Origin of the sequence: Iodidimonas sp. MBR-22 (assembly GCF_029946565.1) — a bacterium.
Lineage (GTDB): Bacteria > Pseudomonadota > Alphaproteobacteria > Sphingomonadales > Rhodothalassiaceae > Iodidimonas > Iodidimonas nitroreducens.
Window position 1 is genome coordinate 107,237 of record NZ_JARKVQ010000002.1, and the last position, 15,772, is coordinate 123,008.

Annotated in this window: 12 protein-coding genes; 3 read left to right on the forward strand and 9 right to left on the reverse strand. The window is 56.7% G+C overall.

Features of this window, described 5'->3' with window-relative positions; translation table 11 throughout:
- Positions 1 to 225: 225 nt before the first annotated feature.
- The gene (locus QK300_RS02345) at positions 226 to 3,492 is read left to right on the forward strand and encodes a TonB-dependent receptor (RefSeq protein ID WP_281320807.1); all 3,267 of its coding nucleotides are present in this window, start codon (positions 226 to 228) and stop codon (positions 3,490 to 3,492) included.
- Positions 3,493 to 3,565: 73 nt separating this feature from the next.
- Positions 3,566 to 5,236: a M28 family metallopeptidase gene (locus tag QK300_RS02350; protein WP_281300160.1), complete on the forward strand. Its 1,671-nt coding sequence runs from the start codon at positions 3,566 to 3,568 to the stop codon at positions 5,234 to 5,236.
- 5 nt (positions 5,237 to 5,241) lie between these two features.
- Here the strand turns inward: QK300_RS02350 and QK300_RS02355 are convergent, their stop codons facing one another.
- Complete coding sequence (locus QK300_RS02355; protein WP_281300159.1) at positions 5,242 to 6,150, reverse strand: DMT family transporter; 909 nt, start codon at positions 6,148 to 6,150, stop codon at positions 5,242 to 5,244.
- Positions 6,151 to 6,341: 191 nt separating this feature from the next.
- Here QK300_RS02355 and QK300_RS02360 point away from each other — a divergent pair, with 191 nt between their 5' ends.
- Positions 6,342 to 7,400 carry an NADP-dependent oxidoreductase gene (locus tag QK300_RS02360; RefSeq protein ID WP_281300158.1) on the forward strand — a complete coding sequence of 353 codons (1,059 nt, stop codon included), beginning with the start codon at positions 6,342 to 6,344 and terminating at the stop codon, positions 7,398 to 7,400.
- 190 nt (positions 7,401 to 7,590) lie between these two features.
- Here the strand turns inward: QK300_RS02360 and QK300_RS02365 are convergent, their stop codons facing one another.
- From QK300_RS02365 to QK300_RS02400, 8 genes are all read right to left on the reverse strand, one after another.
- A complete protein-coding gene (locus QK300_RS02365) occupies positions 7,591 to 8,343 on the reverse strand; it encodes an SAM-dependent chlorinase/fluorinase (protein WP_281300157.1) in 753 nt (250 codons plus the stop codon).
- A gap of 48 nt (positions 8,344 to 8,391) precedes the next feature.
- Positions 8,392 to 8,589 (reverse strand): hypothetical protein, encoded by a 198-nt coding sequence (locus QK300_RS02370; RefSeq protein ID WP_281300156.1) that lies wholly within the window; start codon positions 8,587 to 8,589, stop codon positions 8,392 to 8,394.
- 120 nt (positions 8,590 to 8,709) lie between these two features.
- Positions 8,710 to 10,269 carry a TRAP transporter large permease subunit gene (locus QK300_RS02375; RefSeq protein ID WP_348651813.1) on the reverse strand — a complete coding sequence of 520 codons (1,560 nt, stop codon included), beginning with the start codon at positions 10,267 to 10,269 and terminating at the stop codon, positions 8,710 to 8,712.
- Positions 10,269 to 10,814 carry a TRAP transporter small permease subunit gene (locus QK300_RS02380; protein ID WP_281300154.1) on the reverse strand — a complete coding sequence of 182 codons (546 nt, stop codon included), beginning with the start codon at positions 10,812 to 10,814 and terminating at the stop codon, positions 10,269 to 10,271. Before QK300_RS02380 ends, QK300_RS02375 begins: the two co-directional genes overlap by 1 nt.
- 11 nt (positions 10,815 to 10,825) lie before the next feature.
- Complete coding sequence (locus QK300_RS02385) at positions 10,826 to 12,004, reverse strand: TRAP transporter substrate-binding protein (protein WP_281300153.1); 1,179 nt, start codon at positions 12,002 to 12,004, stop codon at positions 10,826 to 10,828.
- Positions 12,005 to 12,040: 36 nt separating this feature from the next.
- Positions 12,041 to 12,820: an arginyltransferase gene (locus QK300_RS02390; RefSeq protein ID WP_281300152.1), complete on the reverse strand. Its 780-nt coding sequence runs from the start codon at positions 12,818 to 12,820 to the stop codon at positions 12,041 to 12,043.
- Between the two features lie 32 nt (positions 12,821 to 12,852).
- Positions 12,853 to 14,712: an SLC13 family permease gene (locus QK300_RS02395; RefSeq protein WP_281300151.1), complete on the reverse strand. Its 1,860-nt coding sequence runs from the start codon at positions 14,710 to 14,712 to the stop codon at positions 12,853 to 12,855.
- 124 nt (positions 14,713 to 14,836) lie between these two features.
- Positions 14,837 to 15,745 (reverse strand): flagellar motor protein MotB, encoded by a 909-nt coding sequence (locus QK300_RS02400; RefSeq protein ID WP_281300150.1) that lies wholly within the window; start codon positions 15,743 to 15,745, stop codon positions 14,837 to 14,839.
- Positions 15,746 to 15,772: the final 27 nt, after the last annotated feature.

Here is a 15,772-nt window from a genome sequence, read left to right on the forward strand (position 1 = left end):
ATTTTGATAGATTATTATAATGATCTACAATCATCATATTCAAGATTTATATTAAAAACACAAAATCGGGTACCCGAAAAGCATCGCTCAAACGTCACTCTTTTCACAGGAAGAATAATTAATCCTGTGGGCAAAGCTTGATCTGCATCTTTGGCACGATGGGATGCGGATTTTAAAAAGCCTTGGATCGCGCACCATCAAGGGCGGACAGTTTGGGAGAAGATGATGACCTTCAAGACCAGTGTTTCTGCATATGCACTTGCGATGGCTTTGGCCAGCACCGCCTATGCCGGCAGTGTTGCGGCACAAAATAAGGGCCCGCTGCAGGCAAGTGTCGCCGAGGCTGACACGCGCACATTCGAGATTGAAGAACAGGCGGTGGAAACCGCCTTGCAGCGTTTTGCCGAACAATCGGGCTTTCAAATGGCGTGGCTAGCCAATGATGCCTCGATGCTCAATGCAAAAGCGGTGAAGGGCGATTATACCCCGTCTGCGGCGATGCAGATTCTTCTGGATGGCACCGGCCTTGAATTTCGCCAGATCGACGAAAAAACCATCGCTGTTCTGACCAGATCCGCTCAAAAAGATAGCCAAAATGGTCAGGATGAGCGCTGGACCCGCCTGGCATCAGCCAGTGGCGCGCGGATGGCCGGAATGGCGCAGGCAACGGGCGCAGGACAACCCCAGGGTGCCGGGGCTGCGCAGGCCGATCAACAGATGATCGAAGAAGTGGTGGTGACAGGGTCGCGCATTCGGCGCTCCGGCACCGCAACGCCGATCCCCGTCACCATGCTCGATGCCCGCGCCATTGCCTTGAGCGGCGATGCCCGCCTTGCCGATACCTTGAACAATCTTCCCGCCATCGGGGCAACGCAGACCTTGGCTAACAGCAATGATAATCCGCAGGAAGCGGGGACCAATTTCCTCAATCTGCGGCGCTTGGGCATTGATCGCACGCTGGTTCTGGTGAATGGCCGCCGCCATGTGGGCAGCCGCCCTGGCACCACGGCGGTGGATGTGAATACCATCCCCACGGCGATGGTCGAACGGGTTGAGGTGATCACCGGCGGGGCTTCGGCGGTTTATGGTGCCGATGCCGTATCGGGGGTGGTCAATTTGATCATGCGCGATGATTTTCAGGGCTTGAAGCTCGATGGACAGGTGGGGATCACCGATGAGGGCGATGGCGAAAGCTATCAATTGAGCCTGACTGCGGGCACCAATTTCGATGATGGTCGCGGCAATATTTATTTCAACACGAGCTATGACAAAACACGATCAATCAATGCGCTGGATCGCGGCTATGCCAGCCAGAATCTGCGCTTTGCCAGCAATCCGGCCAATGGCGGCCCCAATGATGGGGTGCCCGATCAGATTTTGTTTGAAAATACCGGCTTCATCGGCACCCCGGCAGGGGGCCGGGTGGTTGCACCCGATACCCTTGGCCTGTTTGAAGCGGATGGCGGCCCTTTCACCTTCGATCAGAATGGCAATCTGATTTCCCAGACTCTGGGGCAATTGCCCGAACCATTCCTGAGCCAGGGTGGCGATTTTGTCGATCTTTCCGCTTTCGATCTTTTGCAGGTGCCCATTGAACGCCTGATCGTTTCAACCGGCATGCATTATGATTTGCATGAAAAGGTAACGCTGTTTGCCAATGCCAAATACGCCCAAAGCGAAAGCGCAACGGCAGGCCAGCCCACCTTTACCCTGCCCACCTTCTCACCCATTTTCCTGACCGCCGACAACCCCTTCATACCGCAGGAATTGAGCACGATTCTGGCGAACAACGGGGCGGATGGATTTTTTGTCTCGCGCACCAATGTCGATCAGGGGCAGCGGCGCTCGCGTTCGGATCGCGATACCATCCAGCTTGAAATCGGGTTTGAGGGGGATATCAATCCCAATCTCGATTATACGGTGCATTATCAGTATGGCCGCTCCGACAACACCACCGAATTCCAGAATGAACAGATCTTGTCGCGCTTCAATCAGCAGCTTGATGCGGTGCGCGATGCGGGTGGCAATATCGTGTGCCGTGATCAATCGAATGGCTGCGTGCCCTTGAATGTGCTGGGCCCCAATGCCGCAACTGCGGATGCTTTGGCCTTCAGCCATGTTGATTTCCTGACCGAAGGGCGACTGACTCAGCAGGTGGTGAATGCCACCATCACCGGCGATACCGCAGGCTTTATCGATCTGCCTGCGGGGGCGCTTGGCTTTGCCCTTGGCACCGAATACCGCAAGGAATCGGCAGAAACCGAAGAAGGCTTCCTGCGCAATAGCGGTGATGTGTTCCCCGGCGGCCCGATCGAAGATGTGGCCGGCAGCTTTGATGTGTGGGAAGCTTTTGGGGAAATCAGCGTGCCGGTTTTGCGCGGGGTGCCTTTTGCTGAAGAGGTCAATCTGGAAGCGGCCGTGCGCTTTGCCGATTATTCCACCATCGGCAGCGCCACCACATGGAAGGTGGGCGGCGATTGGGCACCCATCAGCGATATTCGCTTTCGGGCGGTGGTGAGCCAGGCCGTGCGCGCCCCCAATATCGGCGAGCTGTTTGCCCCGACCCGGCTGGCCAATGTGTTTTTGGAAGACCCCTGCGATAGTTCAAATCTGCAAGCCGGGGCACCCAGCCGGGCCGCCAATTGCGCGGCTTTGGGACTGCCGGCCGATTTCATTTCCAATGCCGGTGCCGTTACCACCCGGGTGCTGACCGGAGGCAATGAAAATCTGAAAGAAGAAACCGCCGATACCCTGACATTCGGGGCGGTGCTCACCCCGCGCATGATCCCCGGCTTCAGCCTCACCGTCGATTATTGGAATATTGAAATCGATGATGCGGTGAACAGCTTCCCGGTACAGGCGGTGGCCAATAATTGCGTGGATGCCGAAAGCATCGATAATCCCTTTTGCGAGAGCATCACGCGCCGGGCGGATGGAAATTTTGAAAGCATTTCCAGTCAATTGATCAATGTGGCGTCGCTGGAAGCGGCAGGCATCGATATCGAGGCCAAATATTTCATGGATCTGGGGGCGGTGACGAACAATGCCGTGCCCGGCACCCTCGATCTCAATCTGGTGGCCACTTATCTCGACAAGCTCAATTTCTTTGCGCAGGAAGGTCAGGCCGTGCCGGATCGGGAAGCCGGAGAATTGGGCGATCCGGAATGGACGGTGAATCTTCGGGGCACCTATGAACTGGGCGATCTCACCTTCAGCCTTTTTCAGCGCTTTATTTCCAGCCAGCGCCTTGATCTGGCAGAATCACCTGAATTCCGCGATCCCAACAGCACCGGATCGGAATGGTACACCGATCTTCAGGTCCGCTATCGTCTGGCTGATCTGACCGAGGTCTATTTCGGCGTGGATAATGTGTTTGATAATGCCCCGCCGCCTTTGGCGCGCGTGCCGGAAACCCGCAGTTTTGGGGATGATGCGGTGGTCTTCGATCAGATCGGTCGCTTCTTTTATGCCGGCGTTACGGTTCAATTCTAGGCTTTTAAATTGCGGAAAAGGGGGTTCGGCCAAAGCCTGACCCCCTTTTTTTATGAAGATGGAGTGATGCACCATGGGCGACCCACGTGATTTTAAATTCATCGGCCTTTGTCTCGTCCTTAGCCTTGCTGCCTGCGGCCAGCAAAAACCGGATGAGGCTAAAACGTCTCTCAGCCCCGCGATCACAGCGGAGGATCTGGCCGCCCATACAGCAATCCTTGCCAGCGATGATTTTGGTGGGCGGCCCCCTTCGGGGCCAATGGCCGATAAAACCATCACCTATCTGGTGGATGCCCTTAAAAACATGGGGCTAAAGCCCGCCTTTGGCGAAAGCTTTACCCAAAAAGTGCCGCTTGTCTCGATCGAAGCGGCGCCCGATGCGGTGTTGCGGGTCGCGGGCGATGAGCAAACGCGATCCTATGCCTATGGCAGCGATATGATGGTCTGGACCACGCGGGTGGCTGACCATGTGGCCATCAAGGACAGCGACCTCGTTTTCGTGGGCTATGGCATCCACGCCCCCGAATATGGCTGGAATGATTATGAAGGCATCGACATGACCGGGAAAACCGCGGTCATTCTGGTCAATGATCCGGGCTTTGCCACCCAAAACCCCGATCTGTTTGATGGCAATAGCATGACCTATTATGGCCGCTGGACCTATAAATATGAAGAGGCCGCCCGCCGAGGGGCAGAGGGCGCGATCATCATTCACCAAACCGCCCCAGCCGCTTATCCCTGGAGCGTGGTGGAAAATAGCTGGACCGGCCCGCAATTTGATCTGGTGCGCCCCGATGGCAATGCCGGGCGGGTGGCGATTGAAGGCTGGGTGCAGGAAAGGGTGGCGCAGCAGATATTTGCCGATGCCGGGCTTGATTTTGATGACCTGACGAAGGCCGCACAAATACCGGGGTTCAAGCCCATGACGATGGGTTTGACCGCATCGGTGGCGGTGAAAAACAGCATCGAGACATCCCAAACGGTGAATATCGGTGCCGTTTTGAAAGGGGCGAGCCATCCCGATGAGGCGGTGATCTATACGGCCCATTGGGATCATCTGGGCGAAGGCCCGGCGGTGGATGGGGATGAAATTTATAATGGCGCGGCCGATAATGCCACGGGCATCGCGACGGTTTTAGAAGTGGCGCAAAAAATGGCCGCTGCCGAAAAATCCCCCCGCCGCACGGTTTTGTTCCTGTTTGTGGGGGCAGAGGAACAGGGCCTTTTGGGAGCCTATCATTATGCCGATAACCCCGTCATCCCCCTTGGGAAAACGGCAGCCCTGATCAATACGGATGTGGTTTTGCCCTTGGGCGAGATGAAGGATATCACGGTGATCGGTCGCGGGTCCTCCGAACTTGAAGAGATTTTGGCCGAAAAAATCGAGGGACAAGGGCGCAGCCTTACCCCCTATCCCAATCCCGAGCAGGGCTTTTATTTCCGCTCTGATCATTTCGCCCTCGCCAAGCGTGGCGTGCCGGCGCTTTATCTGGATACCGGAACCGACCATATCACCAAGGGTCGTGCCTTTGTAGCCGAGGCCAAGGCCGATTATGTGGCCCATCGCTATCATAAACCATCCGATGAAATCATGCCCGATTGGGATTATAGCGGGGTGGTGCTGGATGCCCGGGCGATCCATGATGTGGGCTGGACTGTGGCCAATAGCGATCTGTGGCCCCAATGGTATGAAGGCAATCCCTTCCGCGCCATCCGCGCTGAAAGCGCCGATATGCGGCCCTGAGCCGATCAGGGTGCGGTGGATTGGGCTTTGGGTTTCAGGATCAGCAGCAAAAGCCCACCCAAAACTAGGATGCTTGAGATGATGAAGCGCGTGCTCAGCGCTTCGCCCACGAACACAATTCCCCCCAATGCAGCCAGCAGGGGGACCGAAGTTTGCGACAAGGCGGCTAGGCTTGGCGATAATTTGGGCAGGGCCTTGTACCAGATCACATAGCCCAAACCCGAGGTGACGGCCCCCGATAGAATGGCAAGGAACAGGCCCGAAGCATGTGGACGGCCAAAATCGCCAAATATCACAAACAATGGCAAGGCCATGAGGCTGGCCATCAGGAAATTGCCTGCGGTGGCGGCGATGGGATCGTGGGCCAAACCGCTTTTGGGCGAAGATTTTTTGGCACCGTGAAGGGAATAAAAGCCCCAGGCCACCCCGCTCAAGCCCATCAGCAGGGCACCGACAGGATCGGGAGCGCTGGCCCCGGGCAGAAGAAAAGCGCCAAGCCCGCTCAGGGCGATCCCGATCCCCAGCCATTCGCGCCCGGAAGGGTGCATCCCCCGCCACAGGGCCACGCCGATCATGCTCGCCTGAACCATGGCAAAAAGGATCAGAGCCCCGGTGGCGGTTTCAAGCCGGATATAGGCAAAGGAAAAAGCGGCGGCATAAATCAGCAGATAAAGGGCCGGCCAAAACCCTCTATCCGCCCATGCCTGAGCAAGCTTGTCTGATCGCCCTTTTGCTCGCAAAAGCATCAAAAAAGCCAGCATCAAAGCGCCCGATAAAAGCCGGATCAGGGTAAAGGCGGCGGGCGAGATGGCCCCATCGGCCAGCGCCAGACGGCAGATCACCGAATTGGCGGCAAAGGCCAGCAAGGCGGCAAGGCTGAGGAGAAACAGGCGCAAAGAGGCGAGAGTGATCACGAAATTTCCAAAAATCTGATGCTATGGGATGGAGCCGGAATGCAGCATAAGGGGATAGCCTAAGAGGTCGAGCGGATAATGATTCCTGACCCTCAATCCTGATGTACAACATGCCTTTTTTGTGAGCTTTATGGCCCGATCAGGATATGATCAGATCAATATGATGGTATTGGCAAACAAGGAAATATGTGATGTCTCAATCTTCTGCCACCCAGCAAACGGCTTCGGTCAATCGTCGTCTCGTGCTGGCCGAACGCCCGAAAGGCGAGCCGACGGACAAGACCTTGAGGCTTGAAACCGCTGAGATTCCCACCCCCAAAAAAGGCCAGATGCTGCTGCGGACCGAGTTTTTATCTCTCGACCCCTATATGCGCGGACGGATGAGCGATGCCCCATCTTATGCTGCACCGGTGGAAATCGGCGGTGTGATGGTGGGGGGCACAGTGGCCCAGGTGGTGCAATCCGAGCGCGATGGCTTTGCAAAAGGCGATTGGGTGGTGAGCTTTAATGGCTGGCAGGATTATGCCCTATCCGATGGCACCGGGGTGATGCCCTTGGGGCGCAATCCGCAAAATCCGTCCTGGGCTTTGGGGGTTCTGGGGATGCCGGGCTTTACCGCTTGGGCGGGGCTGACCAAAATCGGTCAGCCCAAGACCGGGGAAACTTTGGTGGTAGCGGCGGCCACCGGCCCTGTGGGGGCCACCGTCGGCCAGATCGGCAAGATTTTGGGTTGCCATGTGGTGGGCGTTGCCGGGGGCCCGGAAAAATGCGCCTATGCCGTTGAAACCTTAGGTTTTGATGCCTGTATCGATCATAAGGCCGATGATTTCGCCCGGCAGCTTGTGGCCGCCACGCCCAAGGGCATTGACGTTTATTTTGAGAATGTTGGCGGCAAGGTGTTTGATGCCGTGATCGGCCAGCTCAATCCCGGGGCGCGGGTGCCGGTGTGTGGGCTGATTTCGCAATATAATGCCACCAGCCTGCCTGCGGGGCCGGATCGCATGAACTGGTTGATGGGGCAATTATTGCGCAAGCGCATCACCATGCGCGGCTTTATCATTTTCGACGATTTCGCCCATCTTTATCCCGATTTTGCCAAAGACATGCAGGGCTGGATCGCGGCGGGCAAAATGCACTATCGCGAAGAGATCATCGATGGATTGGAAAATGCGCCGGAAGCCTTTATCGGCCTTTTGCGCGGGGAAAATTTCGGCAAGCGGGTGATCCACGTCGGTCCTTTGACGGCGTAAAGCCCCCGGCAGGGTTGGGGCTGCCGTTCCGACCCACCTCGATCAATCGGGGGTGCGGGGCGGTTTTACGGCCAGATAAACCGTGCTCCAAAGCTGTGCGGCATTGGATTCGGTTTTTTGGCTGCCCCTTTGGCCAAAGGGGGTGATGCTCCATCGATCGCGCGTGTTGACATCGCCCGTGCTGGTTTGATCAGGCCGTAAGGGATATGGCCGTGCCGATTTCAAGATCAAGCTGGCGGGCGGCACTGCCTTTTGTAACCGCGATTTCCGCAAGGCCGCTGGAATTGGCATACCAGAAAGCCATGCCCGGCGGATGATCGGCAAATGTGCGCCCATGGGGAAGCCGCCGCCCCCCCAGCATGAGCGAGGCTTTGCCCAGCTTATCGGCGCGCATTCCGGTGATGGCATTGCCATAATGATCGATATAGATCACCTGTGCCAGATCATCGGGCCAATCTGAACCATCCCTGGCCGCACCATCCTCTGGGGTCTCGAAAGGTGCCATGGGCACCGGCTTGCCAAGGGCGAGGGCCGCAGCCGTGGGGGCAAACAGATCGCGACCATGAAAGCTGGCCGATAGGCGCACCGGCGTGCGGGTGAGGCGCATGATGGCCCGATGATGCTGGGCGCGGCGCCAAACAAGTTCAAATAATCCATTGCCCGGGCCGATGAATTTTCGCCCATCGGCCTCAACCAGCACCGGTATGCGGGGGCCGCCCACGCCGGGATCGACAACCGCGCAGATGATCGCATCTTCGGGCAAGTCCTGGATCAGGCTGGCCAGCAGATAGGCGGATGGCTGGGGCGCAAAAGACGGGGCATCATGCATCAGATCGATGATCGGAACAGCCGGGGCCTGTTCAGCGAAAACAGCCTTCATTTGGCCCACATAGGGGCCATTCCAGCCAAAATCGGTAAACAGCACGATCATCACAAAAGCCACAGCCCCCGCCATTGCATATAGCTTATCAGCTTAGGCAATGAAGCCGGCTCAGGCAATGCTGCGGGCCGCTTTGATCATATCTTCGGCGGATTGCTCTGATAAGGGGCCGCGCTTCTGTGCTTTATGCATCATCCGCTCGCCATCAAATCCGGCACGGGCCAGAATATCCGCAAGGCTTTCATCAGTCTGGATGATATCATGATCATCCGGGCGCTGACGGGCTTGCCGCCTGTTGAAAAAATTCATGATAAAAGCCTCCCGCATGGATGATCTATATGAACAGATGATTATAAATTATGATCGATTGACACAATATATCATCAAATTAAGACAAAGAGGTGTCTTTTAGGTCACGCTTTCAAGAAATTATCGCGCTGGTGTGGCCAGCAGGGCGGGCAGCCATGTGGCCAAATGCGGGAACAGAGCCAAAAGCCCAAGCGCCAGAAGCTGGATTGCCACAAAGGGCAGGGCCCCGCGATAAATCTGCTTGGTGGCAATGGAAGCTGGCGCCACCCCCCGCAGATAAAAAAGGGCAAAGCCAAAAGGCGGGGTGAGAAAGCTGGTTTGCAGATTCATCGCGATCATGATCCCCAGCCAGATGGGATCAACACCCATTTTGATCAGAATAGGGGCGATGATCGGCACGACGACAAAGATGATTTCGATAAAATCGAGGAAAAATCCTAAGATAAACATCACCAGCATCACCGCGATCAGGGCCCCGCGCACCCCGCCGGGCAGGGACGACAGCAAATCTTCGATCACCCCATCGCCACCCAGCCCGCGAAAAACGAGTGAGAACAGCGCCGCACCGATCAGAATGGTAAAAATCATCACGCTGATGCGCACGGTGGATTGCAAAGCGGGCCTTAAAATGCCGATCCGATCCGTGCGCCAGATGGCGAGAAACAGCCCCGCGATGGTCAAAAAGCCGAGGATCGCAGCCATAAACAGATGCCAGCCTGCTAAAGCCGGGCCCAGGATCAGGCTTTGTACAAAAAGGGCGGCAAGTGCGATGATGGCCCCCAAAAGCAGGCGCTGATGCGTTTTGGCCTTGCGCAGGGCCCCCAGAAAAAGCGCCCCCACGGCCCCCAATGCCGCGGCTTCGGTTGGGGTGGCAATGCCGCCCAGAATCGAGCCAAGAACGGTGATGATCAGGATCACCGGCGGCAGCAGGGCATAAAGGATCTGGCGAAAAAACCGGCCATCGAGCTTTTCATCGGGTTCGCGCGGAATGGCCGGGCTGCTGTGGGGGAAAAACAGCGCCATGCCGCCCTGATAGAGCAGATAGAGGCTGACGAGCCCCAAGCCCGGGATCAGGGCACCCGCAAACAGATCCCCCACCGAAAGCGCCGAGGTGGCGATGATCCCCATATCGCGCTGCGCCTGTTGATAGGCCGAAGATAAAACATCACCCAGCAGGATCAGCACGATTGAAGGCGGGATGATCTGCCCCATGGTGCCCGCAGCGGCAATCGATCCTGAAGCGAGAGCGGGATCATAGCCCCGGCGCAGCATCACCGGCAAAGACATCAGCCCCATGGTCACCACCGTTGCCCCCACAATGCCGGTCGAGGCCGCCAAAAGCGCGCCAACGATCGTCACGGAATATCCCAATCCGCCGCGAACCGGGCCGAAAAGGCGGCCCATGGAATCGAGCAGATCTTCGGCCACCCGGGATTTTTCCAAAATCACCCCCATCAGGATGAACAGGGGGATGGCCAGCAGCAGTTCATTCTGCATCAGCCCATAGATGCGATCCGGCAGCAAAAGAATGAAACCGGGTTCCAATAGCCCCAGGCTCATCCCGAGAATGGCAAAGATCAGGGCAACACCGGCCAGTACAAAAGCCACAGGAAAGCCGGTGAGCAAAAAGCCCAGCAAGGCAAGAAACATCAGGCCCACAAAAAGGGCAGACAACCCCATCATGCAGAATCTTCAGAATTAAAGATGATTGCCATGCTGCGCCCGATCAGTGCCACAGCCTGAAGCCCAAGGCTGATGGCAAAAACCGCGATCAGTGCCTTCAGCCCATAAACGAAGGGGATACCCCCGGTTTCCGTCGAGCCTTCGAGATTCAGGATGCTCGAGACAACATAGGGAAATCCGGCCCAGCCGATCAGAAACAGGAAGGGCAGCAAAAAAATGAAGCCACCGAGCAGATCAACCCAGCTTTGGGCTTGGGTATCGGCACTGCCATAAAACAGATCCACCCGCACATGCCCATCATGAAGCAGCGTATAGCCCGCCCCACCCATGAAAATCAGGGCATTGAGATAGAGCCGGGATTCCTGCAGCCAGATCGAGCCATAGGAAAAAACCGAACCCAAAAGCACCAGAATGAATTGCACGATCACCAAAAGCAAAGCCGCCAGGCCCAGAAAGCGGCCAAGCCCTTCATTGATCCGTTCAAGGAAATGAATAAAGCCGGGGCGGGTGGGGGATGCGGTTGTAAAAGGCGATATAGGCATGGGCATAACCATCAGCGGAGGTTTTTCGGAATGCCGAGGGAAAATCCACGGGCATGATCGAAAGCGCGTTCGGAAATTTCGCCCCAGCGCGCGCCACGGATGCGGGCCGCCTTGAAGCTTTCATAAACCCGGGCGGTCAGATCGTCGGTTTGCGCCACTTCGCTCAAAACATCTTCGCTGATCTGCGCCATGCGCTCTAATATCTCATCGGAAAAACGCCGCAAAGTGACATCGGTATCCGAGATCAGCCGTTCCAGCGCCAAGGCATTATGATGCTCGAATTCCGCCCGCATCACCAGCGATTCGGCGGCACAGCAATTTTCGATGATAGCGCGTTCCTGCGGCGAAAAATCGTTCCAAAGCGCGAGATTGATCCCCAAAGCAAGGGTGGCCCCCGGTTCATGGATGCCGGGATAATAATAGGATTTGGCAATGGTATGAAAGGCAAAGGCCATATCATTCCAGGGGCCCACCCATTCCGTGGCATCGATATTGCCCTGATCAAGGGCCTGGAAAAGCTCGCCCCCCGCTTTGGTGACCGGGGTGGCCCCCAGCCTTTTCATCACCTCGCCCCCAAGGCCGGGCATTCTGATCTTCAACCCTTTGAAATCAGCCAGTTGATGAACCGGGCGTTTGAACCATCCGCCCATCTGCACCCCGGTATTGCCAGCGATCAGGGGCTTCACATTATAACGCGCGCTCAATTCATCCCATAAAGCCTGCCCTCCGCCAAAGCGAATCCAGGCTTCCATTTCATGGCCGGTCAAACCCATGGGCACGGCGGTGAAAAATGTGAAGGCAGGCGATCGCCCCTGCCAATAATATTCCGCCCCATGATAAAAATCGGCATTGCCCTGAGAAACGGCATCGAATGCAGACAAAGCAGGCACCAGTTCACCCGCCGCATAAACCGTGATGTCGAATGATCCCCCGCTGGCTTCGGTGATTCTTTGGCCAAGGCGGGCGGCCCCGGTTCCAAGGCCGGGAAAATTCTTGGGCCAGGTGGTCACCATCCGTAAGCGCCGATGGGCCTTGCCGATGATTGCCGGGCCTGTTTGCCCCAAGCTGCTGTTGGGCCGGTGGCTGATAATGCCCGCCGCCAGCGCGGTGCCGGTGGCGGCTGCCCCCAAAATGCCAGCACCCTTAAGGGCCATGCGTCGGCTGATGGGCGGGCGGGGGGGATCATCCATAAAGCAATCAGGCCTTTAGTGCTGATGAAAAAAGGATCAGGGGGCGGATGCGCGGCCAGATTGCGCTTGGGCCATTAAATGCCAGCCATCATGGCCCAAACGCTCCAGCGGGCTGAATTCGGTTTTATAGGCCATTTTCGGGCTGTTGGCGATCCAGTAACCCAGATAAACATTGCGCAATCCGCGATCATGGGCGCGGGCGATATGATCCAGAATCACATAGGTGCCCAAGGATCGTCGGGCCATTTCAGGATCGAAAAAGCTGTAGACCATCGACAGACCATCCGACAACACATCGGTCAGCGCCACAGCGATCAAGCGGCCGCGTTTTTCATCATTGGTTTGGGCATCATCATCCGGGGGCAGGCGATATTCCACCAGCATGGTGTGAACCGGGCTGTTTTCCACCATATCGGCATATTCCTGCATCGACATGCCCGCCATGCCGCCATCTGCGTGGCGGGTTTCGAGATAGGCGCGTAAAAGGCCATATTGTTCGGCTCTTATCACCGGTGGGCGTTCTTCGCTGCGGATATCACCATTGCGGCTGCTGATTTTGCGCATCCGCCGCGATGGCCGGAAGGCGCTGGCCACCACCCGCACGGAAACACAGGCGCTGCAGCGATCACAGGCCGGGCGATACGCCACGGATTGGCTGCGCCGAAACCCCACCCGCGAGAGGGCTTCATTGAGGGCCGAGGCATCAGCGCCCCGCAATTCGGTAAAAACCTTTCGCTCCTCACGACCCTCCAGATAGGGGCAGGGCGAGGGCGCGGTGACGTAAAATCGCGGGAACTGTAAGGACTGATCTGTCACGTCAGGCTTTCCATAAAGCGTGGCTCTGCATCTCAAAGACCATAATACCAAGCAGCTATGGCTGTGAAGACAATCCATAAGATGAAGACGAGCGGCGTGCCCGCTTTAACGAAATCAATGAACCGGTAATGGCCCGGTGCCATCACCAGCAGATTGGTTTGATAGCCAAAAGGCGTGGCAAAAGAGCATTTCGCAGCAAAAATCAGGGCAATGATGAAAATTTCGGGCTCAATCCCGATGCGGTGGGCAATAGAGATGGCAATGGGTGTGAACAGAACCGCCGTGGCATTATTGGACAGAACATTGGTCAGCAGGGCCACCAGCAGGAAAAAGCTGGAGAGGAAAACCAGCGGCGATGCATCGCCCAGCATATTGAGAACAGAATCGGCAATATAGCTGGCACCGCCGGTGATCGACATGGCATGGCCCATGGCAATGGCGGCCGCAATGATCATGACGACTTTCTGATCAATAGCCCGGAAGGCCTGCCGGATATTAAGGCAATTGGTGACGATCATCGCCAAAGATCCGCCCAGGGCCGCCACGGTGATGGGAAGGATGCCAAAAGCCGACAAGGCGATAGTCATCGCAAAAATAAAGATGGCATAGGCGCTTTTTTGCTCGGCAGGAAAATCGGATGCCGACCATTCCAAAAGCAAAAGATCACGATTGCCGCGCAGGGCATGAATATCATCGCGCCGCCCCAGCAAAAGCAGCACATCGCCCGGCTCCAGCACCAGTTGTGCTGTGTGGGTTCGGATCATCCGGGATCGCCTTTGCAGGCCCAGAACGATGCAATTGGTAAGGGAGCGAAAACCAACCTGTTCAAGGCTTCGGCCCTGAAGCCGGGAGGCCGGGGCAATCATCACTTCGGCCATCATGCTTTCGCCCGATGGCAGGGGGCTGCTGTCTTGTTCATCATGGCCACCGCCCACCCCGCCTTTCATCCAGGCGCCGCTCAAAAGCTCGGGCGAGCGCATCATCATATCGGTGAGATGGGCACGGGTGGCGGCGGCCACCAGCATATCGCCGGGCTGCAGCGACAGATCATCAAAAGGCGGCAGCAGCATTTCATCGCCCCGCCTGATGCATCTGATGGTCATATCCGTCAGTTCGGGAAACAGGCCCGATGTGGCGGTCAGCCCATTGAGGGCGCTGGTGGCGGTGATTTCGATCTGGATCAGAAATTGTTTTGCCCCCCCGGTGAATTGCGAGGCCATGGTCGCCCTGTCGGTCAAAAGCCGGGGCGCCAGAAAAACCAGATATAAAAATCCGGCGATCCCTAAAATGAGGCCGGGCACGAAGATCGAGAAAAAACCCAAAGTTTCGCCGGTGATCCGGCTGTAGCTGCCCGCCACCAGCAGATTGGCGCTCGAACCAATCAAGGTGAGATTGCCCCCCAATATGGCGGCATAAGACAGCGGGATCATGACCCGGCTGGGGTTCATGCTCATTTTGCCCGCCAAAGAATTGAGGATGGGAATAAAAATGGCCACGATTGGCGTATTGTTCAAAAAGCCGGAAAACAGCAACACAATGCCCAAAACGCTGAACAGGATAAGCTTTGGGGAATTGGTGGCCGGGCCAACCAGCCGCCGCATGGGTTCATCCAAAGCCCCGGATACCACCAAAGCCTGCCCCATCACCAGAAGGCTGAGAATCGCAATCAGCGCGGGATCGGCAAAACCGGCAATCAGCGACCGCACGGTGGAGAGGTTTTCGCCGGTTTGGGGATCAAGGACGGGGAAAATCTGAAAGGTTAAAAGCAGGGCTACGATGATCGCCAAAGAGGTGATCTCCATAGCGATGCGATCCAGCGCATAAAGCACCATGCCAAAGGCAATGATGCCAAAGGTGATCCACATTTCAATGCTTGGACTGGCTGCAATCATAAGGAAAGCTGGCTCCCCACCAGAATGTCGGATGCGTTGCAAAGGGGGCGAACTATAACCCGCTCAACATCTTGTGACAGCCTGTTATTTTTAGCGCATCAGATAAGCTTTGCTCGTTCAGCGCTTATCGGCGGGCATTGGGGAGAACCACCGGCGCTTCGCGCAGCACCAGAATCGAGATTCTGCGGTTTTCCGCCCGCATGATCTGATTGGGATAAAGGGGTTCGGATGAGGATTTGCCGATCACTTCGGAAAAGCGATCAGAACTCACCCCGGTTTCGGCCAGCACACGGCGGGCGGAATTGGCGCGATCCGCGGATAATTCCCAATTGGTATAATCGCTGCCCGCCCCAAAGGATCCCCCATCGGTATGGCCTAATATGGCAATGCGATTGGGCAAAGTGGCGGTAATCCCCCCAATTTCGCGAATCAGCCTTTTGGCATAGTTGTAAAGATTGGCCGTGCTCGGCTCAAACATCGAGCGGCCATCTTTGTCGGTGATCTGGATGCGCACGCCTTCGGGGGTTTGTTCGATCAGGATCTGATCCTTGTGCTGGGCGAGCTCCGGTGACTCCTGAATGGCCTGACGCAGGGTTTCTTCCAGCGCATTCATCGCCTCGTTGGTTTCGTCCTTTAATTTGTCTTCAAAGTCGGCCTGCGGATTTTCGGCATTATCGGCGGCTTTGCTATCGCGATCCTGATCGGGTTTGGAAGTGGGCGGCGGGCCGCTGATCGGGGTGATTGATCCGCTGGCATTGGCGAGACCGGATGCGGCAATCGAGGCTCCGGCCAGTGGCTTTCCAGCCCCCGATTTGCCGCTGACGCTGGCCGATGACGGGGTGAAATAATCGGCCAGGCCTTCAAGGGTTTCCTTGTCAGACACATTGAGCAACCACAAAAGCATGAAAAAGGCCATCATCGCGGTGACGAAATCGGCATAGGCGACTTTCCAGGCGCCCCCATGATGGCCGCCGCCGCCGCCTTTTTTCACCTTTTTGATGATGATGGGTCGTGCCTCGTCGTTCTTTGCCACCGCCTGCTCCGCTGCTTGGGTCTGGTG

What these genes read in the sequence shown, in the direction of transcription:
- QK300_RS02345 (WP_281320807.1), top strand. Translation starts at nt 226, where the DNA reads ATGACCTTCAAGACCAGTGTTTCTGCATATGCACTTGCGATGGCTTTG.
- QK300_RS02350 (WP_281300160.1), top strand. Translation starts at nt 3,566, where the DNA reads ATGGGCGACCCACGTGATTTTAAATTCATCGGCCTTTGTCTCGTCCTT.
- QK300_RS02360 (WP_281300158.1), top strand. Translation starts at nt 6,342, where the DNA reads ATGTCTCAATCTTCTGCCACCCAGCAAACGGCTTCGGTCAATCGTCGT.
- QK300_RS02370 (WP_281300156.1), bottom strand. Translation starts at nt 8,589, where the DNA reads ATGAATTTTTTCAACAGGCGGCAAGCCCGTCAGCGCCCGGATGATCAT.
- QK300_RS02375 (WP_348651813.1), bottom strand. Translation starts at nt 10,269, where the DNA reads ATGGGGTTGTCTGCCCTTTTTGTGGGCCTGATGTTTCTTGCCTTGCTG.
- QK300_RS02380 (WP_281300154.1), bottom strand. Translation starts at nt 10,814, where the DNA reads ATGCCTATATCGCCTTTTACAACCGCATCCCCCACCCGCCCCGGCTTT.
- QK300_RS02385 (WP_281300153.1), bottom strand. Translation starts at nt 12,004, where the DNA reads ATGGATGATCCCCCCCGCCCGCCCATCAGCCGACGCATGGCCCTTAAG.
- QK300_RS02395 (WP_281300151.1), bottom strand. Translation starts at nt 14,712, where the DNA reads ATGATTGCAGCCAGTCCAAGCATTGAAATGTGGATCACCTTTGGCATC.